This window comes from Micromonospora sp. CNZ285 (assembly GCF_004637285.1).
The window spans coordinates 3342932-3366602 of record NZ_SPQD01000001.1; the positions used below are offsets into that span (position 1 = coordinate 3342932).

Here is a 23671-nt window from a genome sequence, read left to right on the forward strand (position 1 = left end):
CGCTCCTCCTGGTGCTGACCGGCGGCACCGGCATCAGGTACAGCGCCGACCACGACGGCACCGTACCGATGTGGCACCGGTGGATCCCGGCGCTGGCCGGGATCGTGCTGATCCGCCTGATCCCGCCCGCGCCCGACCCGAGGTGGCCGGACCCGGTCGCGCCGTATCGCGAGGCGGTGCCGCCGCTGCTGGCCGGGGTCGCGCTCGCCGCCGTCTCTTCCCCAGTGATCAAGGAGTTCGTGTCCCCGAACGGGCTCGGGCGTGACACAAACTCCTTGATCACCGGGGCCTGCGGGCCGGGTGGAGGCCGGCGTCGGTGGGGGCGGGGGCGGGGTCAGTGGTCGGCGCTGTTCCAGTCGTGGCCCTCGCCCACCGACACCTCCAGCGGCACCGACAGCGGGTACGCCTCGCCCATCTGCTTGCGCACCAACGCCTCCAGCGTCTCCCGCTCGCCCGGGGCGACCTCGAAGACCAGCTCGTCGTGCACCTGCAGCAGCATCCGGGAGCGCAGCCCGGCGTCGCGCAGCGCGCTGTCGACGTGCAGCATCGCGACCTTGATGATGTCGGCCGCCGAACCCTGGATCGGGGCGTTGAGCGCCATCCGCTCGGCCATCTCCCGGCGCTGCCGGTTGTCGCTGACCAGGTCGGGCAGGTAGCGGCGGCGGCCCAGGATGGTGGAGGTGTAGCCGTCCTGACGGGCGCGGGCCACCACCTCCTGGAGGTAGTCACGGACCCCGCCGAACCCGGCGAAGTAGTTCTCCATCAGCCCGCGCGCCTCCTCGGCGCTGATGCCGAGCTGCTGGGACAGGCCGAACGCGCTGAGCCCGTACGCCAGGCCGTAGTTCATCGCCTTGATCTTGCGGCGCTGGTCGGCGGTCACGTCGCCGACCTCGACGGTGAAGACCGAGGACGCGGTGGCGGCGTGGAAGTCGTGCCCGGAGTTGAACGCCTCGATCAGCGCGTCGTCCGACGACAGGTGCGCCATGATCCGCATCTCGATCTGGCTGTAGTCGGCGGTGAGCAGGCACTCGTAGCCCTCACCGACCACGAACGCGCGCCGGATCCGCCGCCCCTCCTCGGTGCGGATCGGGATGTTCTGCAGATTCGGCTCGGTCGACGACAGCCGCCCGGTCGCCGCCACCGTCTGGTTGAACGTGGTGTGGATCCGGCCGTCGTCGGAGACGGACTTGAGCAGCCCGTCGACAGTCGACTTGAGCTTCGCGACGTCGCGGTGGCGCAGCAGGTGGTGCAGCAGCGGGTGCTCGGTCTGCGCGAACAGCCACTGGAGCGCGTCGGCGTCGGTGGTGTAGCCGGTCTTGATCCGCTTGGTCTTGGGCAGGCCCATCTCGGTGAAGAGGATCTCCTGCAACTGCTTCGGCGACCCGAGGTTGAACTCGCGGCCGACCACCTCGTACGCGCTCTGGGCGGCGGCCTTCACCTCGGCGGCGAAGTGCGCCTCCAGCTCGGAGAGGTAGTCGGTGTCGGCGGCGATGCCGGTGCGCTCCATGGTGGCGAGCACCCGCATCAGCGGCAGCTCCACGCCGGCCATCAGCCGGGCCGACTGCTCGCCGTCGCGGGACAGCTCGGCGTCGATCGCATCGGCCAGGTCGAGCGTGGCGCGGGCCTGGAGCATGAGGTTCTGCTCGGCCACGCCCTCGTCGCCGAGCCCGTCGAGGGTGAGCTGACCGGTCTCCGGCGCGTCGACGCGCAGCTCCCGGTGCAGGTAGCGCAGCGCCAGGTCGGTCAGGTCGTACGAGCGCTGGTCGGGGCGGGCCAGGTAGGCGGCGATCTGGGTGTCGCGGGCGATGCCGTGCAGCTCCCAGCCGTGCGCGGCGAACGCCAGTACGGCCGGCTTGCTGTCGTGCAGCACCTTCGGGCGCTCCGCGTCGGCCAGCCACCCGGCCAGTGCGGCCTCGTCGCCGGCGTGCAGCCGGCTCGGGTCGAACCAGGCGCCCGCCCCGGCGGCGGTGGCCAGCGCCATCGCGGTCACGGTGGCGGTGTGCCGGCGGTTGGGGCCGGTGTCGAGCGTCACCGCCAGGCCTACCGGTGCGCCCGCCGGGGCGTGCGTGTCGAGCCAGCCCGCGAGCGCGCCCGGCTCGGTGAGCACCTCGCCCGCCAGGTCGAAGCCCGCCTCGGCCTCCGGCTCGACCGCTTCCAGGTATTGGTAGAGCCGGTCACGCAGGATGCGGAACTGGAGCGTGTCGAAGACCTGGTGCACCGCTTCGCGATCCCAGCCCTGCCAGCGGGCGTCCTCGGGGCGGACCGGCAGCTCCAGGTCGGAGACCAGGCAGTTGATCTCGTAGTTGCGGATCACGTCGGCGAGCCGCTCGCGCAGGCTGTCGCCGGCCTTGCCCTTGATCTCGTCGGCGCGGGCCACCACGCCCTCGACACCGCCGTACAGATTGATCCACTTGGCCGCGGTCTTCGGGCCGACGCCGGGCACGCCCGGCAGGTTGTCGCTGGTCTCGCCGACCAGCGCGGCCAGGTCGCGGTAGCGGTCCGGGGTGACGCCGTACTTCGCCTCGACCGCGGCCGGGTCCATCCGGGCCAGGTCGGAGACGCCCTTGCGCGGGTAGAGCACCGTCACCCGCTCGCCGACGAGCTGGAACGCGTCCCGGTCGCCGGTGGTGATCAGCACGTCCATGCCCTGGTCGCGGGCCTGGCAGGCGAGCGTGGCGATGACGTCGTCGGCCTCGTAGCCCTCCTTCTCGACCACCGGCACGCGCAGTGCGGCGAGGACCTCCTTGACCAGGCTGACCTGGCCCTTGAAGTCGGTCGGGGTCTCGCTGCGGCCGGCCTTGTACTCGGCGTACCTGTCGGTGCGGAAGGAGCGGCGGGACACGTCGAACGCGACCACGATGTGCGTCGGCTGCTCGTCGCGCAGCACGTTGATCAGCATCGAGGTGAAGCCGTAGACGGCGTTCGTCGGCTGCCCCGTGGTGGTGGAGAAGTTCTCCACAGGCAGGGCGAAGAACGCCCGGTATGCCAGGGAATGTCCGTCGACGAGGAGCAGGCGCGGCGTCGTAGCTGTCACGGCTGCGACTCTAGTCCGTACGCCCGACAACTCCGGCCTCCGGTGCGGCGCGCGCCGCACCGGAGGCCGAGGTCAGAGAACCTTGGCCAGGAACGCCTTGGTCCGCTCGTGCTGGGGCGCCGAGATCACCTCGCGCGGGTCGCCCTGCTCGACCACCACGCCGCCGTCCATGAACACGAGGTGGTCGCCCACCTCGCGGGCGAAACCGATCTCGTGGGTCACCACGATCATCGTCATGCCGTCGCGGGCCAGGTCCTTCATCGTGTCCAGCACCTCGCCCACCAGCTCCGGGTCGAGCGCGCTGGTCGGCTCGTCGAACAGCATCAGCTTCGGCCGCATGGCCAGCGCCCGGGCGATCGCCACCCGCTGCTGCTGGCCGCCGGAGAGCTGACCGGGGTACGCGCCGAGCTTGTCACCGAGCCCCACCCGGTCCAGCAGCTGCGCGGCGTGCTCCCGGGCCTCCGCCTTCCTGACCTGGCGCAGCAGCACCGGCGCCTCCATGACGTTCTGGAGCACCGTCATGTGCGGGAACAGGTTGAACCGCTGGAACACCATGCCGATCGCACGACGCTGCGCGGCGACGTCCCTGTCCCGCATCTCGTACAGCTTGCCGCCGCGCTCCCGGTAGCCGATCAGGTCGCCGTCCACCCGGATCCGGCCGGCGTCGATCTTCTCCAGGTGGTTGATGCAGCGCAGGAACGTCGACTTGCCGGAGCCGGAGGGCCCGAGCAGGCAGCACACCTCGCCGGAGCGGACCTCCAGGTCGATGCCCTTGAGCACCTCCAGCGGCCCGAACGACTTGTGCACCTGCTCGGCCCGCACCATCAGCCCGGACTCGGCGGCCGGCGTCTGCGGGGAAGCGGTCATGTCCGTCATTGCGCCGTCCCACTCGTGGTGCTGCCGCTCTCCGCGGCAAGCCCTCGTAGCCGCTGCCGGGCCCGCGTACTGCGTCCGAACCCCTTGGAGTAGTGCCGCTCCAGGTAGTACTGCCCCACCAGCAGGACGCTGGTCAGCAGCAGGTACCACAACGTCGCGGCGACGTACATCGGGAAGGGCTGGAAGGTCCGGGAACCGACGGCCTTGAGCTGGAAGAACAGCTCCATCGACACCGGCACGAAGGCCACCAGGGAGGTGTCCTTGAGCATCGCGATGGTCTCGTTCCCGGTCGGCGGGATGATCACCCGCATCGCCTGCGGCAACACGATCCGCCGCAGGATCTGCGCCCGGCTCATGCCCAGCGCCTGAGCCGCCTCGGTCTGCCCCTCGTCCACCGACTGGATGCCGGCCCGGACAATCTCGGCCATGTACGCGGCCTCGGACAGACCCAGCGCCAGCATGCCGGCGACGAAGCCGGTCAGGATGTCCACCGCGCTGAACCCGAACAGCCGGGCCTCGAAGTCGTGCAACCCGAACAGGGCGCCGATCTGCCTGTCGAACGGCAGACCGAACTCCAGCCGCGACCAGAGGATGCCGAGGTTGCCGAAGAGGATCGCCAGCACCAGCCGCGGCACCGCCCGGAAGAACCAGGTGTACACCCAGGCCACGCCGCGCAGCACCGGGTTGGGCGACAGCCGCATGATCGCGATGACGATGCCCAGGCCGATACCGATCACCATCGACGTGATCAGCAGCAGGATGGTGCCGCGGAGCCCTTCGATGATCGGCGGGCGGAACATCTCGTCCACCATGAACGACCACTGGAACGCGGAGTTCGTGACCAGCATGTGCACGAACATCGCGACCAGCACGGCGATGACCGCCACGCCGACCCAGCGCCCGGGGTGCCGCACGGGCACGGCCTTGATCGGTTCTGGCCGTGCCCGTCCGGATGTGTCGACCGACATGGTCAGACCGACGGGTTCAGTTCAGCGTTGGTGATGGCGCCGCCCTCGACACCCCACTTGGCGAGCGCGGCCTTGTAGCTGCCGTCGGCGATGACCGCCTGCACGGCCTCCTTGAGCACCTCGGCGAACGCCTGCTGGTCCTTGTTCACCGCGTAGCCGTACGGCGCCGACTCGTAGATGTCGCCGAGCACCTCCAGCTGGCCGTTGCTCTGCTTCACCGCGTACGCGCCGACCGGGGAGTCGGCCAGCATGGCGTCGTTCTTGCCGCTGCCCACGGCGGCGGTGGCGTCGCTCTGCGCCTGGTACTGGTCGATCTTGATGGCCGGCTTGCCGGCGTCGGTGCACTTCTTCGACCGGGCGGTGATGTCGTCGAGCTGGACCGTACCGACCTGCACGGCGATCTTCTTGCCGCAGGCGTTCTCCGGGTCGACCCCGGCCGGGTTGCCCTTCTTGGTCGCCCACTGGGTGCCCGCCGAGTAGTAGCTCACCATGTTGACGGTCTTGAGACGGTCCGGGTTGATGGTGAACGACGAGACGCCGACCTCGTACTTGCCCGAACCCACACCGGGCAGGATCGCGTCGAACGGCGCCGACTCGTACTCGGCCTTGAGACCCAGCTTCTGCGCCACCGCGTTGAACAGCTCGACGTCGAAGCCGACCACGGTCTTGCCGTCGGCGTCGAGGAACTCGGCCGGGGCGTACGTCGAGTCGGTGCCGACCTTGATCACGCCGTCGGCCTTGATGGCGTCCGGCACCTTGGCGGCCAGGTTGGAGTCGGCCGTGGCGGACACCGACGGGCCGGAGCCCGGCTCGGCCGAGTTCTCCTTCTCGCCGCACGCGGCGAGGGAGAGCAGCAGGACGGCCGCACCGGCGACGCCGAGCGCCGCCCGCCGTCCGGGGTTGGGGTGGAACATGGCTGTACTCCTTTTGCGAGGGGTCGGTCAGGCCACGCCGAGGTAAGCCTCTTTGACCGAGGGGTCGTGCAGCAGGTCCGCGCCGGAACCGCTCTTGACGATCCGGCCGGTCTCCAGCACGTACGCCCGGTGGGCGCGCGCCAGCGCCTGCTGGGCGTTCTGCTCCACCAGCAGGATCGTGGTGCCCTGCTGGTTGATCTCCGTGATGATCGTGAAGATCTGCTGGATCAGCATCGGCGCGAGACCCATCGACGGCTCGTCGAGCAGCAGCAGCTTCGGCCGGCTCATCAGCGCCCGGCCGACCGCGAGCATCTGCTGCTCACCGCCGGAGAGCGTGCCGCCGGGCTGCTTGCGCCGCTCGGCCAGCCGCGGGAACAGGTCCAGCACCCGGGCCAGGTCCTGCGCGATGCCGGCCTTGTCGCGCCGGGTGTACGCGCCCATGTCCAGGTTCTCCAGCACCGACATGCCGGGGAAGATGCCCCGGCCCTCGGGCGCCTGGCACAGGCCGCGCCGCACCCGCAGGTCGGCCCGGAGCTTGGTGATGTCCTCACCGGCAAACTTGATCTTGCCGGAGGCGACCGGCCGGATGCCGGAGATCGCCCGCATGGTGGTGGACTTGCCGGCGCCGTTCGCGCCGATCAGCGCGACGATCTCCCCCTCGTCCACGGTCAGGCTGATGCCGTGCAGCGCCTGGATCCGCCCGTAGAGCAGGCTCACGTCCTCGATCTCAAGCAGCATCGTCCGGCACCCCCAGGTACGCCGCGACCACCTTCGGGTTGTCCCGCACCTCGGCGGGCAGCCCTTCGGCGATCTTCTTTCCGAACTCCAGGACCACGATCCGGTCGGTCACGCCCATCACCAGGCGCATGTCGTGCTCGATCAGCAGCACCGTCACGCCCTGGTCCCGGATCTGCCGGATGAGCTGGAGCAGCTCCTCCTTCTCCGCCGGGTTGAAGCCGGCGGCCGGCTCGTCCAGGCAGAGCAGCTTCGGGTCGGTCGCCAGCGCGCGGGCGATCTCCAGCCGGCGCTGCTCGCCGTAGGACAGGTTGCGGGCGAACTCGTGCATCCGGTTGCTGATGCCGACGAACTCCAGCAGGCGCTCGGCCTTCTCCCGGCCCTCGCGCTCCTCCTTCCAGTGCCGCGGCAGGCGCAGCAGAGCGGAGATCACGCTGGTCTTGTGGTGCGCGTCCGCACCGACCTGGACGTTCTCCAGCGCGGTCATCTCCGGGAAGAGACGGATGTTCTGGAAGGTACGGGCCATGCCCATCCGGGTGATCTGGTGGCGCTTCTTGCCACTGATCTTCTGGCCCAGGAACCGGATCTGCCCCTCGGTGGGCTGGTAGATGCCGGTCATCGCGTTGAAGCAGGTGGTCTTGCCGGCGCCGTTCGGGCCGATCAGACCGAGGATCTCACCCTTGTAGAGGGTGAAGTCCACGTCGTTGAGGGCCACCACACCGCCGAAGCGCAGCGTGACGTGGTCGACCTCCAGCAACGGCTCCCGCTTGTCGACCGTCTCGACGGCGGGGGCCGCCGCCTGGGCCGGAACGGCCGGGGTCTGCTCGGTGTCACTCACCGACGATCACCTCCTTGCGGCGGTCCTTGAACTCCGCCGCTCGTCGCCGGTTCGGGATCAGGCCCTGCGGCCGGAAGATCATCATCACCACGAGCACCAGGCCGAAGAAGAGGAACCGGTACTCGTACAGCTCGATGCCGAACAGCTCGATGCCACGGAACCGCTCGATCATGTACGCCACCAGGCCGCCGCCGACGATCGCGCCGACGATGTTGCCCGAGCCGCCGAAGATGACAGCGGCCAGGATGATGATCGAGTTGAGCAGCTCGAAGTTCTGCGAGTTGACGAAGTTCTGCTTACCGGCGAACAGCGCACCGGCCAGGCCGGCGATGGCCGCGCCGGAGGCGAACGCCCACAGCTTGAACTTGAACGTCGGCACGCCCATGAGCTGGGCGGCGTCCTCGTCCTCGCGGATCGAGATCCAGGCCCGGCCGACCCGGCTGTGGGTCAGGTTCCGCACCCCGATCACCACCAGGATGATCAGCGTGAGCACCAGCCAGTAGTACGGGCGGGCGTCGAGCACGCCGAACCACGGGCGGCCGTCGGCGTACTCGCCGGGCGGGTGCGGGATCTGGTTGAAGCCGCGCTGTCCCTTGAGGAACTCGGAGCTGACCGCCGCGATCCGGATCATCTCGGCGAAGCCGAGCGTCACCAGCGCCAGGTAGTCGCCGCGCAGGCGCAGCGTCGGCGTGCCGAGCATGACGCCGGAGACCATGGTCAGGCCGATCGCGATCGGCACCACCGCCAGCCACGGCCACAGCGTCTTGAGGTCGCTGCTCGGCGAGGTCAGCACCGCTACCGTGTACGCGCCGACGGCGAAGAAGCCGAAGTAGCCGAGGTCGAGCAGGCCGGCGAAGCCGACCACGATGTTGAGCCCGACCGCCAGCAGCACGTAGATCGAGACCGTGAACATCACCTGGGTGAAGTTCGCGCCCGGGGTCGGGATCGGCCCGAGGTACTGGTAGAACTCCTTGTTCGGCAGCGCGTAGAAGAACGCGATGACCGCGACCAGCAGCACCCAGCGCACCCAGCGCGGCGCGTGGTGCCAGCGCTCCGAGATCGCGTGCCGGCCCTGCCGCAGCTTGTCCGCCGCCGTCTCCCGCCGCTCCGGCGGGTCGATGGTGGTCGTCATGCGCGTGCCCTCCCCAGTGATTCGCCGAGCAGACCGGTCGGCCGGAACATCAGCAGGACGACGAGCACCGCGAACGCGGCGAAGTCCTTCCACTGACTGCCGAACAGGCCCGCGGCGTAGTTCTCCACGACGCCGAGCAGCAACCCGCCGACGAGCGCGCCGCGCAGGTTGCCGATACCGCCGAGCACCGCCGCGGTGAACGCCTTGAGGCCCAGCAGGAAGCCGACGCTGTACGTGAGCGTCTGGATCCGCACGTCGTACAGCAGGCCCGCGACGCCGGCCATGGTGCCACCGGCGATGAAGACCATCAGGATGATGCGGTCCTTGTTGACGCCCATCAGCGCCGCCGTGTTGGCGTCCTGGGCCACCGCCCGGATGCCGCGGCCGGTACGGCTGCGGTTGATGAACTGGTCCAGCGCGAACATCATCACCAGCGCGGAACCGATCGTGAGCAGCTGCACCGCGTCGATCGGCACCCCGGCGACGTGGAACAGCGGCTCCGAGCTGACCAGGATCGGCGCACCCTCCGGCCGCCGCCGGGTGTAGACGCCGAACGCCTCGGAGATGGCGATCGAGGCGCCGATGGCGGTGATGAGGAACGCCAGCGGCGGCGCGTTGCGCTTGCGCAGCGGCCGGTACGCCACCCGTTCGATCACCGTCGCGGTGCCCGCCGAGGCGATCGCCGCCACGATCATCGCCACCAGCAGGTAGAACAGGATCGAGCCGATGCCGCTGACCTGCGAGTTCTGGTCGAGTCCGAAGCCGTTCCAGGTCCAGATCGCGGCGAACGCGCCGGCGATGAAGACCTCGGAGTGGGCGAAGTTGATGAGCCTGAGCACGCCGTACACAAGCGTGTAGCCGAGCGCGACCAGGGCGTAGATGGCGCCCTGCGTCAAGCCGGTCGTGGTGAGTTCCCCGAAGTTGGAGAACAATCCGTCGAAGTCCAAGGGAGGGACGCTCCGTCGCTCAAGAGAAAAAGAGGGTGCGGCCGGGAGCCAGCTCCCGGCCGCACCCGCGATCACTACTCAATCGCCAGTCCAGCGATCGAACGATCAGGACTTGGGGATCTCCTGGTCCGGGACGACCTTGCCGCCCTGCACCTTGAACGCCCAGACCTTGACCTGCGCCGGGTCGAGCTCGCCGCCCTCGACGAACTTGTAGCTGGCGGCAACGCCCTCGCCGCTGTAGCCCTTCACGAACTCCAGCAGGTCGGCACGGGTGCTCTTGCCGGCCTTGATGCCCGCCAGCAGGATGTTCGCCGCGTCGTAGGCGGTGTCGCTGTAGGTGCCCGGCTCGGTGCCGTTGAGCGCCTTGAAGTCGGCGGCGAAGGTGCCGCGGGCCTCGGTGGACGGAGCGCAGGGGCAGGTGAGGATGGTGCCCTCGGCGGCGGCCGCACCGGCGGAGGTGATGTACGCGCCGTCGTTCACGCCGTCACCGGCGACCAGCGGAGCGGTGACCCCGGCAGCGGTGAGCTGCTTACGGATCAGGCCGGCCTCCTGGTAGTAGCCGCCGTAGAAGACCGCCTTGACGTTGGCGGCCTTGACCTTGGTGACAACACCGGAGAACTCGGTCTGCTTGCCCTCGCCCTGGACCTTGTCGCTGCCCACGACGGAGGCACCGAGGACCTTCTTGACCTCGTCGGCCAGGCCGGCGCCGTACGCGGACTGGTCGTCGATGACGTAGACCCGGTCGGCCTTCATCACGTTCTTGATGTAGTTACCGGCGGCGGGGCCCTGGCTCAGGTCGTTGCCGACCGCGCGGAAGAACGTCTTCCAGCCCTGCTCGGCGAGGCTGGGACGGGTCGCGGAGGGGGTGATGGTGACCAGGCCGGCCTCGTTGAACAGCGGGCCGGCGGCCTCGGACTCGCCCGAGTAGGCCGGACCCACGACACCCAGGATCTTGGTGTCGTCGATCGCCTTCTGGGCCAGACCCGGCGCCTGGTCCGGGCTGCCCTGCGAGTCGAGCTCGGCGAGCTCCACCTTGCAGTCGGCGTTCTCCTTGTTGTACTTGTCGACGGCCAGCTTGACGCCGTTCTTCTCGTTGATGCCCAGCGCGGCCGAGCTACCGGTCAGCGCGCCGAAGAAAGCGATCTTGCTCCCGCAGGCGCTGCCCCCGGACGCCTCATCGTCGCTGCCGCTGGAACAAGCGGTACCACCGGCGACGAGCGCCAGCATGGCGACCCCGCCGATCACGCGTGCGAGCTTCTGCCTCAAGGCCCGAACCCTCCTCCGTCCATGATCCGAACCACCCGCCGCTGATTGGCCCTTGCGGGGTGGACGAACCAAGACCGTCGTCGCCGGTCTGGGGCGGGACGTTATCCCACCGTGAGCGGTGGCGTAAGACCTGGAAAGCGGGGTTGACCGAACCGTTACACGCCGTGGCGGATTCAAGCCCATCGGCGTAAGAACCGAAGGCGGGCAAAGGCTTTCGCCGACTATTCCTCGGTAACGAGCCATCTCCTCCCCACCCGCTACCGATCGACGGTCGGCAACGCCCCCCACCAGGCACGGGACGTTTTCCCGTCATCGGCGACCACGAGCAGCCGGTCGTCGCGGACCGCCACCGCCAGCGCCGCGTCGCCACCGTCCGGCACCGGCACCGGCGTGATCACCGGAAGCCACGACGCCCCGCCGTCACGCGACATCCAGAGCCGTCGCTGAGCCCCGTCCCCGGTCACCGCGACGAGCCGCCCACCGGACGCCGCGAGCGCGTCCACCGACGACACCCCCGGGCCCGCCGAGCCGAACCCGCCTACCCGCCGCCACCCCTGGTTCGCACCCGCCGAACCGGCGGACGGCGAGCCGCAGTCGTCGCACCCGCGCCACACCGCGAAGCGGTCACCCACCGGGCCGACCGCCACCGGCCCGCCGTCGGCCGACACCACCCGCTCCGCCGCCCCGGCCGCCCCCGCCGGCACCGGCAGAGCCACCCGCCGCCACACCCGGCCGTCGGCCGAGAACCACGACAGCGGCGTCCGGGCCGTCCCGCCGGGCGGCAGCAACGACCCCACCACCAGCCAGCCCGACCCCACCGCCGCCACGTCGTACGCCGCCGTCCGGCCCCGGCCGTCGCCGGCCAGCTCCGCGACGCCCTCGCGCAGCACGAACCCCTCGGCGTCCGGCGACGACCACACCGCCGCGCCGTCCGCGCGCGCCCCCGCCACCAGCCAGCCGCCCGGCCCGGCCGCCGGCCGCGACGCGCTCACCGCGCGCGGGCCGCCGAACAACTCGAACGCCGCCGGCACCTCCCGCAACGGCCCGCCCGGACGCCACACCCACGTCCCGGTACGCGGATTGCCGTGCACGCCACCGGTCTTCGCGCCCAGCGCCGCCATCCCGTCGTCGCGGCACGCCACCGCGTAGAGCACGTGCTGACGGCCGTAGAACGTCTGCGCGCGCACCGGAATCGGCGACCAGGTCACGCCGTCCGATGAGGACCAGGCAGCCGGGCGGGTCTCCCCCGCCGGATCGGCCAGCCCGCCCACCGCGTACCACCGGCCGGCGCACCGCGCGGTGTCGCGCAGGACCGGACGCCCGGTGGCGCCGGCAGGAAGGGCCATCTCGACGGACTGCCACTGCGGGCGTACCGGCGCGGGCTCGGGCAGCGGTCGCGGCGTGGCGTGACAGGCCGCCAGGAGCAGCGCGGCGGCGACGGCGATGAGGGCCGGCCGGACGCGCGCGGGAGACATGGATCCGATCCTATCGATCGGACGCCTCCCCGGGAGGTCAGGGCGTGGGCTGCTCCACCGCGCCGCCGGCGGTCTCGGCGAGGATCCGCTCGGCGACCTCCTTCATGGTCATCCGGTGGTCCATCGCGGTGCGCTGGATCCACTTGAACGCCTGCGGCTCGGTCATGCCGTACGTGGTCATCAGCGCACCCTTGGCGCGCTCGACGGTCTTGCGGATCTCCAGCCGGTCGGTGAGGCCGGCGACCTCCGACTCCAGCGCGGCGATCTCGGAGTAGCGGGACAGCGCGATCTCCACCGCCGGCACCAGGTCGCTCTTCTGGAACGGCTTGACCAGGTACGCCATCGCGCCCGCCGCCCGCGCCCGCTCCACCAGGTCACGCTGGCTGAACGCGGTCAGGATGATCACCGGGGCGATGCGCGCGCCGGCGATCCGCTCGGCGGCGGCCAGCCCGTCCATGATCGGCATCTTGATGTCGAGGATGACCAGATCCGGCTTGAGTTCCTCGGCGAGCTTGACGGCGGTCTCGCCGTCACCGGCCTCGCCGACCACCTCGTAGCCCTCTTCGACGAGCATCTCGGCCAGGTCCAGCCGGATGAGCGCCTCGTCCTCGGCGATCAGAACGCGCTTGCGCTCGGCGTCCGCCTGCATCTCGCCCACGAGCCACTCCCACCGGTTCGAGCCCGACACCCGCCCTGCCGGGTGTCGCCGCCCCTAGCGTAGTAGGTAACCTATGGCACGACGCGAGAGCGTCGCGCGAGCCTGTCCCCGTATTCCAATCGGCAGAGAAACGGAGCTCAAACCTCCGACAGTGTGGGTTCGAGTCCCACCGGGGACACCGAAACTGTCGTACGCGCGTTCGAAGATGTCCGCGTGCATCCACCCGAGATACGCGCGCGAGCACGTCAGGCCTTCCTGTCCGGGGCCACCGTCGCGGAGGCGGCCCGCGCGGTGGGCCTCAACTACCGCACCGTCTGGCACTGGTGCAGGGATCGGCCGGAGCCGAAGCAGCACGGCACCGCGCTGCGGTGTTTCCGCTGCCGCGAGGGTGTCTGTGTTCCGACAGACCCGGCGGCCTACGCCTATCTCCTCGGGCTCTACCTGGGCGACGGGCATCTCGTGACCAGGGCGCGGGTGCCGGTGCTCCGGATCTCCTGCAGTGACAGCTGGCCCGGGCTGATCGAGGCGTGCGACGACGCCATGCGACGGGTCCTGGCGGAGAAGGTCCAGCGCGTCCGGCATCCGGGCGGCGTCAGCGTGCAGAGCTACGGCAGGCACTGGCCGTGCCTGTTCCCGCAACACGGGCCCGGTAGGAAGCACCGGCGTCCGATCGTCCTCGCGGATTGGCAGCGCCCCATCGTCGAGGCCCAGGCGGGCGACTTCCTGCGCGGCCTCTTCCACTCCGACGGGTGCCGCTTCGCCAACCGGGTCGTCGTGCGGGGCAAGGAGTACGTCTATCCCCGTTACATGTTCAACAACGAGTCGGCCGACATCATCGGCCTCTGCCAGCAGGCCCTCGACCGGCTCGGCATCGCCTGGCGGATGAACCGGCGCAACTCCCTGTCGGTGGCCCGCCGGGAGGCGGTCGCCGCCCTCGACCGGCACGTCGGCCCGAAGTCGTGACCCGACGACGCCGCGGACGCGGGCGACCGGCCGCCGTCAGATCCGCGCCAGCGCCCGCGCGAGATCCGCCCGCAGGTCCTCCGGGTCCTCCAGGCCGACCGAGACGCGCAGCAGCCCGCCGCAGGGCTTCGCGTCGCCCTCGACCGGCCGGTGGGTGAGCGAGGCCGGGTGCTGGATCAGCGTGTCGACGCCGCCGAGCGACACGGCGTGCGTGATCAGCTCGCAGGCGCCGGCGACCTCGGCCGCGGCGGGCGCGCCGCCGCGTACCTCGAAGGCGAGCAGGCTGCCGGTGCCGGACATCTGGCGGCCGACCAGCCCGGCCGGGTCGTGCAGCGAGGGGTGGTGGACGCGCTCGACGGCGGGGTGCCCGGCGAGCCAGGCGGCGAGCTTCTCCGCGCCGGCCTGCTGGGCGCGGACGCGCAGCGGGAGGGTCTGGATGCCGCGGTGCAGCAGGTACGCGCCGAGCGGGTGCAGGACGGCGCCGGTGACGGCGCGGACCTGGCGCAGCCGGGCGGCCCACGCGGGCCCGCAGGCGACGACGCCGGCGAGGACGTCGCCGTGGCCGCCGATGCTCTTGGTGGCGCTGTGCAGCACGAGCGCGGCGCCGTGGCGGGCGGGCTGCTGGAGCACCGGGGTGGCGACGGTGTTGTCGACGAGCAGCGGGACGTCACCGGCGGCGTCGGCGAGCGCGGCGATGTCGACCAGGTCGAGGCTGGGGTTCGCCGGCGTCTCGACCACGACCAGGGCGGTGTCGGGGCGGATCGCGGCGGCCACGTCGGCGGTGGTGGCCCAGGTGACCTCCGTGCCGAGCAGGCCGGTGGCGAGGACGTGGTCGGTGCCGCCGTAGAGGGGGCGGACGGCGACGACGTGACGCTTGCCGTCGCGGGTGGCGGCGAGCAGGGTGGCGGTGAGCGCGGCCATGCCGCTGGCGAAGGCGACGGCCTCGGCGGTGCCTTCGAGCTGGGCGAGCGCGGTCTCGAACCGGGCCACTGTGGGGTTCCAGAGGCGCTGGTAGACGGCGCTGCCGCCGGCTGGGAGGGTGCCGCCGGTGGCGAGCGTTTCGTAGTCGTCACCGCCGCCGGCGACCGAGGGCAGCGGGTTGGTGGTGGACAGGTCGATCGGCGGGACGTGGACGCCGAGCCCGGCGAGGTCGGCGCGCCCGGCGTGTACGGCTGCGGTGTCCACGGAAGTCATGCCGGAACTGTCGAACATGACGACGGCCAGAGGCAATAGCAGCGAACAAGATTCTGGCAATCACGCTTTCGCCCGGCGGTGATTCGGTGAAGGATGGTCACATGCCTGCCGCACCGAATGATGTACGGCCGTTCGCCGGCCTGGACGACGTCGACCGCGCGATCCTCACCGAGCTGGCCGCGGACGGCCGGCTGCCGAACAACGCGCTGGCCGAGCGGGTGGGGGTGGCGCCGTCGACGTGTCTGACGCGTACCCGGGCACTGCGGGAGTGCGGGGCGATCCGCGGGTTCCACGCCGAGGTGGACCCGGCGGCGGTGGGTCTGCCGTTGCAGGCGCTGGTCTCGGTGCGGTTGACGGCGCACGAGCGGGCCGCTGTGGACGCGTTCCGGGCCCGGTCGGTGCGGCTGCCGGGGGTGGTGTCGGTGTTCCACGTGGCGGGCGCGGAGGACTACGTGCTGCACGTGCGGGCCGCCTCCGGCGACGCGCTGCGGGACTTCGTCCTCGATCATCTCGCAGTCGATCCGGCGGTGCAGCACACGCAGACCAGCCTGATCTTCGAGCAGGCCCGGGGTATGGGGTAGCGCACCCGGCGGAACAATTCCGGCACGTGGCCTGTTGCACCACGCTGTGATCGACGTACCCATGTCTGTTCTTGATCTTGCCCCGGTGGCGGCGACCGGCAGTGCCGGTGAGGCGCTGCGGTACACCACGGAGCTGGCCCGCCGCACCGAGGAGCTGGGCTACCGCCGGTTCTGGGTGGCCGAGCACCACAACATGCCCGCGATCGCGAGCTCCGCGCCTGCGGTGCTGCTCGCGCACCTGGCGGCGAACACCAGCACGATCCGGCTCGGCTCGGGCGGGGTGATGCTGCCCAACCACGCGCCGCTGGTGGTGGCCGAGCAGTTCGGCACCCTGGAGGCGCTGCACCCGGGCCGGATCGACCTGGGCATCGGCCGGGCGCCGGGCACCGACCAGGTGACCGCGCTGGCGTTGCGCCGCACCATGGAGGGCCTGTCCGCGGAGCACTTCCCGCGTGAGCTGGCCGACCTGATGAACTACTTCTCGGGAGCCGAGCCGGGCCCGATCACCGCGACGCCGGGCCGCGGCCAGTCGCCGCAGGTGTGGCTGCTCGGGTCGAGCGGGTTCAGCGCGCAGCTGGCCGGTCTGCTCGGGCTGCCGTTCTCGTTCGCGCACCACTTCAGCTCGCAGAACACGATTCCGGCGTTGCAGCTCTACCGGCAGAACTTCCGGCCGTCGCAGTGGCTGGACCGGCCGTACGCGATGGTGGCGGTCAACGCGGTCTGTGCGGAGACCGACGAGCGGGCCGAGTGGCTGGCCGGACCGTCCGGGCTGTCGTTCCTGAAGCTGCGGTCGGGGCGGCCGGAGCCGCTGGTCACGCCGGAGGAGGCGGCGGCGTACCCGTACTCGGAGTTCGAGCGGGAGTTCGTCGCCCAGCGCCGCGACGGGCAGGCGACCGGCTCGCCGGAGACGGTGGCCCGGCAGCTCGGTGAGTTGCTGGAGCGCACCGGCGCGGACGAGCTGATGCTCACCACGATGGTGTACGACGTGGCGGACCGGGTCCGCTCGTTCGAGCTGATCGCCGAGAAGGTGGCGGGCGGGCTGCGCCGGGAGGGCTGAAACACGCTCTTCATAGCCACGTCACCGCACCGTCGCGTGGGACGCATAACTTTGTCCCCGGTGGTGGTACGGCATTCCCGGTCGGGACGGGTCGGGAATGCTGCGGTGTGGTGCACCGGGTCGCCGGCGGAGCGGATTCCGCGGCCGGCGACCCGGTGCCTGCCGTTTCAGCGCAGGTAGATGTTCGGCGCGGGCGGGGTGCTCATGCCGTCGCCCAGGTGGAAGCCCGGGTGCGGCGGCTGGTTGTAGGCGGTGTTCTGCCAGGCCACCGCCACCCGGTACTGCGGGTCGTGCATCAGCGTCGGCAGCCGCAGGCCGGTGGTCACCGGCGTGCTGTAGATCCGGAGCGCGGTGCTGTCGGAGGTGCGCCAGACGACCTCCTCCCGCCAGTCGCCGAGCAGGTCCGCCGAGAGCGCCGGGGTGGACTTGGTGCCGTTGTTCGAGGCGACGCCGCTGCCGGTGAGCAGCCGGGTCTCGCCGCCGGTGCCGTACTTGTCGATCTTCGTGGCGTCGAGCAGCTCCCGGACCGGGTCGCCGTCCCACCAGATCAGGAAGTTCGCCGACGACGGCTTGCGCCCGACGTTCTGGCCCCGGGTGTTGAGCAGCCCGTCGACGGCTGACGACCAGGACTCGGCACCCGGGCTGCCCGCCCAGACGTCGCCGGAGACGCCGCGGCCGTTGTCACCGCTCGGCGCGGTCTGCCAGATGATCTGCCCGGTACGCGCGTCGGCCATCCAGGAGCTGGGCTTGCTGCCGTCCTCGTCGACCTTGAACACCTCCAGGCCGGAGCGGGAGGGGTCGAGGTCGCCGACGTGCAGCGCGTCACCGTGGCCGTTGCCGGTGGAGTACAACAGCCGGCCGTTGTCGTCGATCGTGGCGGCGCCGTACACGATCTCCTGGCGGCCGTCGTTGTCCACGTCGGCCACGGAGAGCTGGTGGTTGCCCTGGCCGGCGGCGGCGCCGTTGCCGGAGGCGTTCGAGTCGAACGTCCAGCGCTTGCGCAGAGTCCCGTCGCGGAAGTCCCAGGCCGCGACGACGGCCCTGGTGTAGTAGCCGCGCGCCATGATCAGCGAGGGGCGCTGCCCGTCCAGGTACGCGGTGCCGGCGAGGAACCGGTCGACCCGGTTGCCGTACGAGTCGCCCCAGGAGGAGACGGTGCCGCGCGGCGGGTCGTAGTCGACAGTGGACAGCGCCGCGCCGGTGCGGCCGTCGAACATGGTCAGGTACTCCGGGCCGGCGAGCACGTAGCCGCTGGAGTTGCGGTGGTCGGCCGAGCCGTTCCCGATCACCTGGCCGGTGCCGGAGCGGGTCCCGTCGGCGGTCTTCATGGCCACCTCGGCGTCCCCGTCGCCGTCGTAGTCGTACACCTGGAACTGGGTGTAGTGGGCGCCGGCGCGGATGTTACGGCCCAGGTCGACGCGCCACAGCCGGGTGCCGGTGAGCGTGTACGCGTCGACGTAGACGTTGCCGGTGTAGCCGGACTGCGAGTTGTCCTTGGCGTTCGACGGGTCCCACTTGAGCACGAACTCGTAGCGGCCGTCGCCGTCGAGGTCACCCACGCTCGCGTCGTTCGCCGCGTAGGTGTAGCCCTCCCCGGACGGGGTGGTGCCGCCGGGCGGCGGCTGGATCGGCACGTCCAGGTAACCGTTGGCGAACTGGAGCGCCGGGGCGGACGCCGCCTGCTCGGCGCCGTTCACCACGGCCCGCACGGTGTACGCCGATCCGGCCGCCGCGCCGCTGTCCAGGTACGTGGTGGCGCCGGTGATCGGACTGCCGTTGACCTTGGTGCCACCCCGGTACAGGTTGAACGCCACACCCGAGGTCTCGGTGCCGATCAGCCGCCACGAGACCAGGTTCCCGCTGCCGGAGCGGACGCTGATCAGCCCCCGGTCGAGGTCCTCCATCTGCTTCGCCCCGGCCGGCGGGGTGGTCGGCGGCGGCGTGGTGGGCGGGGGTGTGGTCGGTGGCGGGGTGGTGGGCGGCGGTGTGGTGGGCGGCGGCGTGCTCGGTGGTGGCGTCGACGGTGGCGCGCTGGTGGACGGTGCGCCGGTGCAGGCGGTGCCGTTGAGCGTGAACGCGGCCGGGACCGGGTTCGACGCGTTGTTCCACGAGCCGTTGAAGCCGAAGTTCGCGGTGCCGCCGGTGCCGATGGCCGCGTTGTAGCCGGCGTCGCGGGCGCTCACCTGCGCGCCGGACTGGCTGACCGTCGCGTTCCACGCCTGGACGACCTGCTGGCCGGCGGCGAAGCTCCAGCCGAGGGTCCAGCCGTTGACCGGGTCGCCGAGGTTCGTCACTGTCACGTCGGCGCCGAAGCCGCCGCTCCACTGGTTGGTGATCCGGTAGTCGACCCGGCAGGCGGCAGCCGCCGCCGCGGCGTTCATCGTGGTGAGCGCGCCGGCCGACAGGGTGACCGCCGAGGCCGCGGCGAGCAGCGCGATCCGGCGGCGTGGGGTGGTGAGGTGCACGGGGAATGCCTTTCGCGGAGGTCAGGCACGGGCGAGCGCCGGCCTGCCCGGACCGGCGAATTCGTGCCCTGACGCGACGAGCGACGTCAACACATCGACGTCTATGATTCGGCTCCGCGCTCCGTCAGCCTAGGTCACCGCCGGACACGCCCACAAGCGCCGGCCTCACCGAGCACGTCGTACGCGCCTTCCACCCCGTCCCGACACGGTGGCGGCCGACGCGGTGGCAGTCAGCGACAGGCACGTCGACGGCGGCAGCACGGCGGGTCGGCGGGTCGGCGGGTCGCGGGTCGGCGGGTCGGCAGAGTCGCGGCGAACGTCGGGCGGCGAGAACGGACAGCCGACAACCGATATGCCTCCCAGTCATGAATATGACCGAGAGGCATATCGGTTGGAGGACTTGCGTCGCCGAGGGCGACACGCCGTGGAACACCCTCGCGGGTGCGGGGCGCGCTCCGCGCAGGACTGAGGGCTCAGCCTTCGACGGCGGCGGCGAGCTTCCGCGACTCCGCGGACTCGGCGGACTCGCCAGACTTGGCGGACTCCGCCTGCTCCGCCGGCGCGGCAGGCTCTCCCGCCGGAGCAGGGCCGTCGGCGAGGGCCGCCTCGACGGTGGCGCGGGCCCGGCGGGTACGGCGCAGGGCGCGCACCGCCAGCCCGACGGCGACCAGCCAGGCGGCGCCGAGCAGCACGTACACCACGACCGGCACCGAGCCGCCCACGCCGCCGGCGCTCAGCAACGTGCGGGCGTTCGTCAGCACGATCACGCCGCCGATCACGGCGCCGAGCAACTGGGCGGGGACGATGCGGACCAGCCAGGCCGCGATCGGTGCGGCGATCAGGCCGCCGACCAGGAGCGCGGCCACTGTGGGCAGCAGGAAGCCCTCGGAGCCCAGGCCGATGAGGAAGCCGATGCTGGCCGCGCCGGCCACCACGAACTCGGAGGTGTCCACCGAGCCGATGACCTTGCGGGGTTCCATCCGGCCGGAGACGAGCAGGGCCGGGGTGGCGACCGGGCCCCAGCCACCGCCGCCGGTGGCGTCGACGAAGCCGGCGACCAGGCCGAGCGGGGCGAGGAAGCGGCTACGGAGCCGGCCGGCGGCGCGGTTGGCGCGCAGCGGCCGGGAGAACCGCACGAGCAGGTACGCGCCGAGCGTGAACAGGATGGCGGCCATCCACGGTGCCGCCGCCTCGGTGGAGATGGAGCTGAGGAACGTCGCACCGGCGAACGCGCCGATGGCGCCGGGGAGCGCGATGCGGCCGACCACGCGCCAGTCGACGTTGCCGAACCGCCAGTGCGAGACGCCGGCGGCGAGCGTGGTGCCGATCTCGGCCAGGTGCACCGAGGCGGACGCCGCGGCCGGTGCCACGCCGGCGAACAGGAGAAGCGTGGAGGAGGTCAGCCCGTACGCCATGCCGAGCGCGCCGTCGACGAGTTGCGCGGCGAGCCCGACGAGGGCGAGGACCAGCAGCTTGCGCACGAGCGCCCCCTGACTTTTCGGTATCTCCTATCGACTTGGTCGACAATGCGGCACGAGGGCACCCCGGGTCAAGTCCCCCATCCGGTTGGTAGGAGACGCCGGACGGTGTGGTCAGCTCCAGGCGCGCGGGTCGGCGGCCAGTTCGTTGACCCGGCCGGGCAGCGCGCCGGCGGCCACGTCGGCGATGGTGACCAGCTCGAGGATCTCCCGCTCGCTGGCCCGCAGCGCGATCCAGACGTCCTGCAAGGCGCGTGCCGCGCCCTGGTAGCCGAGCTGTTCCGGGCGCTGCCCGCGCACGTGCGCGAGTGGACCGTCGATGACGCGGATCACCTCGGCCAGGGAGATCTCCCCGGCCGGCCGGGCCAGCCAGTAGCCGCCCTCGGGGCCACGCTGGGCGTGCACGATGCCGCCCCGGCGCAGTTGCAGCAGGATGCTCTCGAGGAACTTCGGCGGGATGTCCTGCGCGCGGGCGATCTGCTCGGCGGTCACCGGGCGGCTCCGTCCGGTGCTTCCCCCGTCCGCGACCGAGGCCAGCTCAGCGGCCGCGCGGAGGGCATAGTCGACCCGGGCGGAAAGACGCATACGGCCAGGTTAGTCCGCTGCGGTGCGGACCTGCCGCCCGACCCGCGCCCGGGCGATCACCGGCCGGACGGTCAGTCGCCGACGCGCCGCAGCAGCCCCTCCTGAACGGCGCTGGCGATGTGCCGGCCGTCGGTGGTGAACATCCGGCCCGTGGCCAGGCCCCGGGCGCCCGATGCGGACGGGCTCCAGCAGTCGTACAGGAACCACTCGTCGGCGCGGAACGACCTGTGGAACCACAGCGCGTGATCGAGGCTCGCGCCGACCACGCCGCCCGGGCCCCACACCTCGCCGTGCACCGACAGCACCGAGTCCAGCAGCGTCAGGTCGGAGGCGTACGTGAGGGCGCACGCGTGCAGCAGCGGATCGTCCGGCAGCTTGCCGTCCAGGCGCATCCACACCCGCTGGTGCGGTTCGGCCGGGCGGTCGCCGGGGCGGACCCAGCCGGGCTCGCCGACGTAGCGCACGTCGATCGGGCGCGGGATCATCCCCCAGATGCCCAGGCGCTCCGGGTAGCGGGAGAGCCGGTCGGTCATGGTCGGCACGTCGTCCGGGCCGGGTACGTCCGGCGGGAGCGGAGCGTGGTGGTCCAGCCCTTCCTCCTGGCGCTGGAACGACGCCGACATGAAGAAGATCGGCTTGTCGTGCTGCAACGCCACGGAGCGGCGTACCGAGAAGGAGCGGCCGTCGCGGACGTTCTCCACCTGGTACTCGATCGGCTCGGCCGGGTCGCCGGGGCGCACGAAGTAGCCGTGCAGGGAGTGCACGGCCCGCTCCGCGTCGACGGTGCGGCCGGCCGCGACCAGGGCCTGGCCGGCGACCTGCCCGCCGTAGACCCGCTGCGGGCCCACCTGCGGGCTCATCCCCCGGAAGGTCATCTCCCCGGTACGGGCGAGGTCGAGCACCTCCAGCAGCTGGTCGACCGCCGCCTGCCCGGTCGCCACCCCACTCACTGTGTCACCTTCGTTCGCGACTGCGGGGCTCGCAAACCCGGCTCACTCCTCGCACTCACTGGAGCGCTCGCGCCGAGGCCGCGTCGACGAGCGAACCGAGCTGGTGCACGCGCAGCGTGTTGGTGGAGCCCGGGGTGCCGGGCGGGCTGCCCGCCACGATCACCACGTAGTCGCCCGGGTTGGCCCGGTTGAGGCCGAGCAGCGCCTGGTCGACCTGGCGGAACATGTCGTCGGTGTGCTGGACGAACGGCATCAGGAACGTCTCCACGCCCCAGGACAGCGCGAGCTGGTTGCGCACCTCCGGCACCGGCGTGAACGCCAGCAGCGGCAGGTCGCAGTGCAGCCGGGCCAGCCGCTTGACGGTGTCGCCGGTCTGTGAGAACGCGACCATGGCCTTGGCGCCGATGGCCCGGGCGATCGACGAGGCGGCGACGGTGAGCGCGCCGCCGTGCGTACGCGGGTCGTGCTGCAACCGGGGGACGGCGATCGAGCCGGCCTCGGTGGTGGTGATGATCTTCGCCATGGTGCTGACGGTGAGCACCGGGTACTTGCCGACGCTGGTCTCGCCGGAGAGCATCACCGCGTCCGCGCCGTCGAGCACCGCGTTCGCCACGTCGGAGGCCTCGGCGCGGGTCGGGCGGGAGTTCTCGATCATCGAGTCGAGCATCTGGGTGGCCACGATGACCGGCTTGGCGTTCTCCCGGCAGAGCTGGACGGCGCGCTTCTGCACCAGCGGCACCTGGTCCAGCGGCAGTTCGACGCCGAGGTCGCCGCGGGCGACCATGACCCCGTCGAAGGAGAGCACGATCGCCTCCAGGTGGTCGACCGCCTCCGGCTTCTCGACCTTGGCCAGGACCGGGCGGCGCACGCCCTCCTCGTCCATGATCGAGTGGACGAGCTTGATGTCCTCCGGCGAGCGGACGAAGGAGAGCGCGACCAGGTCGACGCCGAGGCCGAGGGCGAAGCGCAGATCCTCGGCGTCCTTGTCGGACAGGGCCGGGACGCTCACCGCGACGTTCGGCAGGGAGACGCCCTTGTTGTTGGAGACCGGGCCGCCCTCGGTGACCAGGCACCGGATGTCGTTGCCGGTGACGTCGCTGACCTCGACCGCGACCCGGCCGTCGTCGATCAGCAGCCGGTCGCCCGCCTTCACCTCCTGCGGCAGCTTGCGGTAGGTGCAGGAGACCCGCTCCTTGGTGCCCACCACGTCGTCGCCGGTGATCACGACCGAGTCGCCGGTGCGCCACTCGTGCGGGCCGTCGGCGAACCGGCCGAGGCGGATCTTGGGGCCCTGGAGGTCGGCGAGCACGGCGACCGGACGCCCGGACGCCTCGGCGGCCTCGCGGACCAGCCGGTAGACCGATTCGTGGTCGGCGTGACTGCCGTGGCTGAAGTTGAGCCTCGCCACGTTCATGCCCGCCTCGACGAGCCCGCGGATACGCTCCGGGGACGCGGTTGCGGGGCCGAGAGTGCAGACGATCTTCGCGCGGCGTGTCACGCCCATCAGGCTAGTCTCTCCTCCGGATCGGCCTCCCGGCCGACCCCTTGCGGACTG

General features: G+C 71.4%; 20 protein-coding genes and 1 tRNA gene. 4 read left to right on the forward strand and 17 right to left on the reverse strand.

Annotated elements, in window-relative coordinates; genetic code table 11:
- Window positions 1-334: 334 nt before the first annotated feature.
- The 11 genes from polA to CLT75_RS15035 all read right to left on the reverse strand — a co-directional run bounded on the left by polA (window position 335) and on the right by CLT75_RS15035 (window position 12843).
- Window positions 335-3034 carry a DNA polymerase I gene (gene polA / locus CLT75_RS14985; protein ID WP_135241213.1) on the reverse strand — a complete coding sequence of 900 codons (2700 nt, stop codon included), beginning with the start codon at window positions 3032-3034 and terminating at the stop codon, window positions 335-337.
- A gap of 72 nt (window positions 3035-3106) precedes the next feature.
- Complete coding sequence (locus tag CLT75_RS14990) at window positions 3107-3910, reverse strand: amino acid ABC transporter ATP-binding protein (protein WP_135241214.1); 804 nt, start codon at window positions 3908-3910, stop codon at window positions 3107-3109.
- On the reverse strand, window positions 3907-4878 hold the full coding sequence (locus CLT75_RS14995) for an amino acid ABC transporter permease (RefSeq protein ID WP_135241215.1): 972 nt from the start codon (window positions 4876-4878) through the stop codon (window positions 3907-3909). The genes CLT75_RS14990 and CLT75_RS14995 overlap by 4 nt, the downstream gene beginning before the upstream one ends.
- Before the next feature lie 2 nt (window positions 4879-4880).
- Window positions 4881-5792, reverse strand: a complete 912-nt coding sequence (locus CLT75_RS15000; RefSeq protein WP_135241216.1) for an ABC transporter substrate-binding protein — start codon at window positions 5790-5792, stop codon at window positions 4881-4883.
- 27 nt (window positions 5793-5819) lie between these two features.
- Entirely contained in the window at window positions 5820-6530 is a 711-nt protein-coding gene (locus CLT75_RS15005; protein WP_135241217.1) for an ABC transporter ATP-binding protein, read from the reverse strand.
- Complete coding sequence (locus tag CLT75_RS15010; RefSeq protein WP_047893879.1) at window positions 6520-7365, reverse strand: ABC transporter ATP-binding protein; 846 nt, start codon at window positions 7363-7365, stop codon at window positions 6520-6522. The genes CLT75_RS15005 and CLT75_RS15010 overlap by 11 nt, the downstream gene beginning before the upstream one ends.
- Complete coding sequence (locus CLT75_RS15015; RefSeq protein WP_135241218.1) at window positions 7358-8497, reverse strand: branched-chain amino acid ABC transporter permease; 1140 nt, start codon at window positions 8495-8497, stop codon at window positions 7358-7360. The genes CLT75_RS15010 and CLT75_RS15015 overlap by 8 nt, the downstream gene beginning before the upstream one ends.
- Window positions 8494-9444 carry a branched-chain amino acid ABC transporter permease gene (locus tag CLT75_RS15020; RefSeq protein ID WP_135241219.1) on the reverse strand — a complete coding sequence of 317 codons (951 nt, stop codon included), beginning with the start codon at window positions 9442-9444 and terminating at the stop codon, window positions 8494-8496. Before CLT75_RS15020 ends, CLT75_RS15015 begins: the two co-directional genes overlap by 4 nt.
- A 105-nt stretch (window positions 9445-9549) precedes the next feature.
- Window positions 9550-10710, reverse strand: a complete 1161-nt coding sequence (locus tag CLT75_RS15025; protein ID WP_135241220.1) for a branched-chain amino acid ABC transporter substrate-binding protein — start codon at window positions 10708-10710, stop codon at window positions 9550-9552.
- A gap of 257 nt (window positions 10711-10967) precedes the next feature.
- Window positions 10968-12185 (reverse strand): hypothetical protein, encoded by a 1218-nt coding sequence (locus tag CLT75_RS15030; protein ID WP_135241221.1) that lies wholly within the window; start codon window positions 12183-12185, stop codon window positions 10968-10970.
- Window positions 12186-12222: 37 nt separating this feature from the next.
- The gene (locus tag CLT75_RS15035; protein WP_135241222.1) at window positions 12223-12843 is read right to left on the reverse strand and encodes a response regulator; all 621 of its coding nucleotides are present in this window, start codon (window positions 12841-12843) and stop codon (window positions 12223-12225) included.
- A gap of 104 nt (window positions 12844-12947) precedes the next feature.
- Between CLT75_RS15035 and CLT75_RS15040 the strand changes: the two genes are divergently transcribed.
- Window positions 12948-13021, forward strand: a tRNA-Leu gene (locus tag CLT75_RS15040).
- Between the two features lie 35 nt (window positions 13022-13056).
- Window positions 13057-13806 (forward strand): transcriptional regulator, encoded by a 750-nt coding sequence (locus CLT75_RS15045; RefSeq protein ID WP_135241223.1) that lies wholly within the window; start codon window positions 13057-13059, stop codon window positions 13804-13806.
- A gap of 36 nt (window positions 13807-13842) precedes the next feature.
- On the opposite strand, the gene CLT75_RS15050 is transcribed toward CLT75_RS15045, so the two are convergent.
- On the reverse strand, window positions 13843-15018 hold the full coding sequence (locus tag CLT75_RS15050) for a trans-sulfuration enzyme family protein (protein WP_135241224.1): 1176 nt from the start codon (window positions 15016-15018) through the stop codon (window positions 13843-13845).
- An 83-nt stretch (window positions 15019-15101) separates the two neighbouring features.
- Between CLT75_RS15050 and CLT75_RS15055 the strand changes: the two genes are divergently transcribed.
- Together CLT75_RS15055 and CLT75_RS15060 are read left to right on the forward strand one after the other, a co-directional pair.
- Window positions 15102-15581: an Lrp/AsnC family transcriptional regulator gene (locus CLT75_RS15055; protein ID WP_030503801.1), complete on the forward strand. Its 480-nt coding sequence runs from the start codon at window positions 15102-15104 to the stop codon at window positions 15579-15581.
- Window positions 15582-15642: 61 nt separating this feature from the next.
- Window positions 15643-16638 (forward strand): LLM class flavin-dependent oxidoreductase, encoded by a 996-nt coding sequence (locus CLT75_RS15060; protein ID WP_181726730.1) that lies wholly within the window; start codon window positions 15643-15645, stop codon window positions 16636-16638.
- A 167-nt stretch (window positions 16639-16805) separates the two neighbouring features.
- Here CLT75_RS15060 and CLT75_RS15065 read toward each other — a convergent pair whose 3' ends face one another.
- The 5 genes from CLT75_RS15065 to pyk form a co-directional block, all read right to left on the reverse strand.
- A complete protein-coding gene (locus CLT75_RS15065; RefSeq protein ID WP_135241226.1) occupies window positions 16806-19103 on the reverse strand; it encodes a rhamnogalacturonan lyase family protein in 2298 nt (765 codons plus the stop codon).
- A 473-nt stretch (window positions 19104-19576) separates the two neighbouring features.
- Entirely contained in the window at window positions 19577-20584 is a 1008-nt protein-coding gene (locus tag CLT75_RS15070) for a sulfite exporter TauE/SafE family protein (protein ID WP_135241227.1), read from the reverse strand.
- 111 nt (window positions 20585-20695) lie between these two features.
- The gene (locus tag CLT75_RS15075) at window positions 20696-21166 is read right to left on the reverse strand and encodes an RrF2 family transcriptional regulator (RefSeq protein WP_135241228.1); all 471 of its coding nucleotides are present in this window, start codon (window positions 21164-21166) and stop codon (window positions 20696-20698) included.
- Between the two features lie 71 nt (window positions 21167-21237).
- Window positions 21238-22107 (reverse strand): acyl-CoA thioesterase, encoded by an 870-nt coding sequence (locus CLT75_RS15080; RefSeq protein WP_091331147.1) that lies wholly within the window; start codon window positions 22105-22107, stop codon window positions 21238-21240.
- Window positions 22108-22171: 64 nt separating this feature from the next.
- The gene (gene pyk / locus CLT75_RS15085) at window positions 22172-23620 is read right to left on the reverse strand and encodes a pyruvate kinase (protein WP_135241229.1); all 1449 of its coding nucleotides are present in this window, start codon (window positions 23618-23620) and stop codon (window positions 22172-22174) included.
- Window positions 23621-23671 lie beyond the last annotated feature (51 nt).

Coding starts and splice junctions, on each gene's coding strand:
- CLT75_RS15005 (WP_135241217.1), bottom strand. CDS start 6,530: ATGCTGCTTGAGATCGAGGACGTGAGCCTGCTCTACGGGCGGATCCAG.
- pyk (WP_135241229.1), bottom strand. CDS start 23,620: ATGGGCGTGACACGCCGCGCGAAGATCGTCTGCACTCTCGGCCCCGCA.
- CLT75_RS15075 (WP_135241228.1), bottom strand. CDS start 21,166: ATGCGTCTTTCCGCCCGGGTCGACTATGCCCTCCGCGCGGCCGCTGAG.
- CLT75_RS15055 (WP_030503801.1), top strand. CDS start 15,102: ATGCCTGCCGCACCGAATGATGTACGGCCGTTCGCCGGCCTGGACGAC.
- CLT75_RS14990 (WP_135241214.1), bottom strand. CDS start 3,910: ATGACGGACATGACCGCTTCCCCGCAGACGCCGGCCGCCGAGTCCGGG.
- CLT75_RS15060 (WP_181726730.1), top strand. CDS start 15,643: ATGTCTGTTCTTGATCTTGCCCCGGTGGCGGCGACCGGCAGTGCCGGT.
- CLT75_RS15000 (WP_135241216.1), bottom strand. CDS start 5,792: ATGTTCCACCCCAACCCCGGACGGCGGGCGGCGCTCGGCGTCGCCGGT.
- CLT75_RS15050 (WP_135241224.1), bottom strand. CDS start 15,018: ATGTTCGACAGTTCCGGCATGACTTCCGTGGACACCGCAGCCGTACAC.
- CLT75_RS14995 (WP_135241215.1), bottom strand. CDS start 4,878: ATGTCGGTCGACACATCCGGACGGGCACGGCCAGAACCGATCAAGGCC.
- CLT75_RS15030 (WP_135241221.1), bottom strand. CDS start 12,185: ATGTCTCCCGCGCGCGTCCGGCCGGCCCTCATCGCCGTCGCCGCCGCG.
- CLT75_RS15015 (WP_135241218.1), bottom strand. CDS start 8,497: ATGACGACCACCATCGACCCGCCGGAGCGGCGGGAGACGGCGGCGGAC.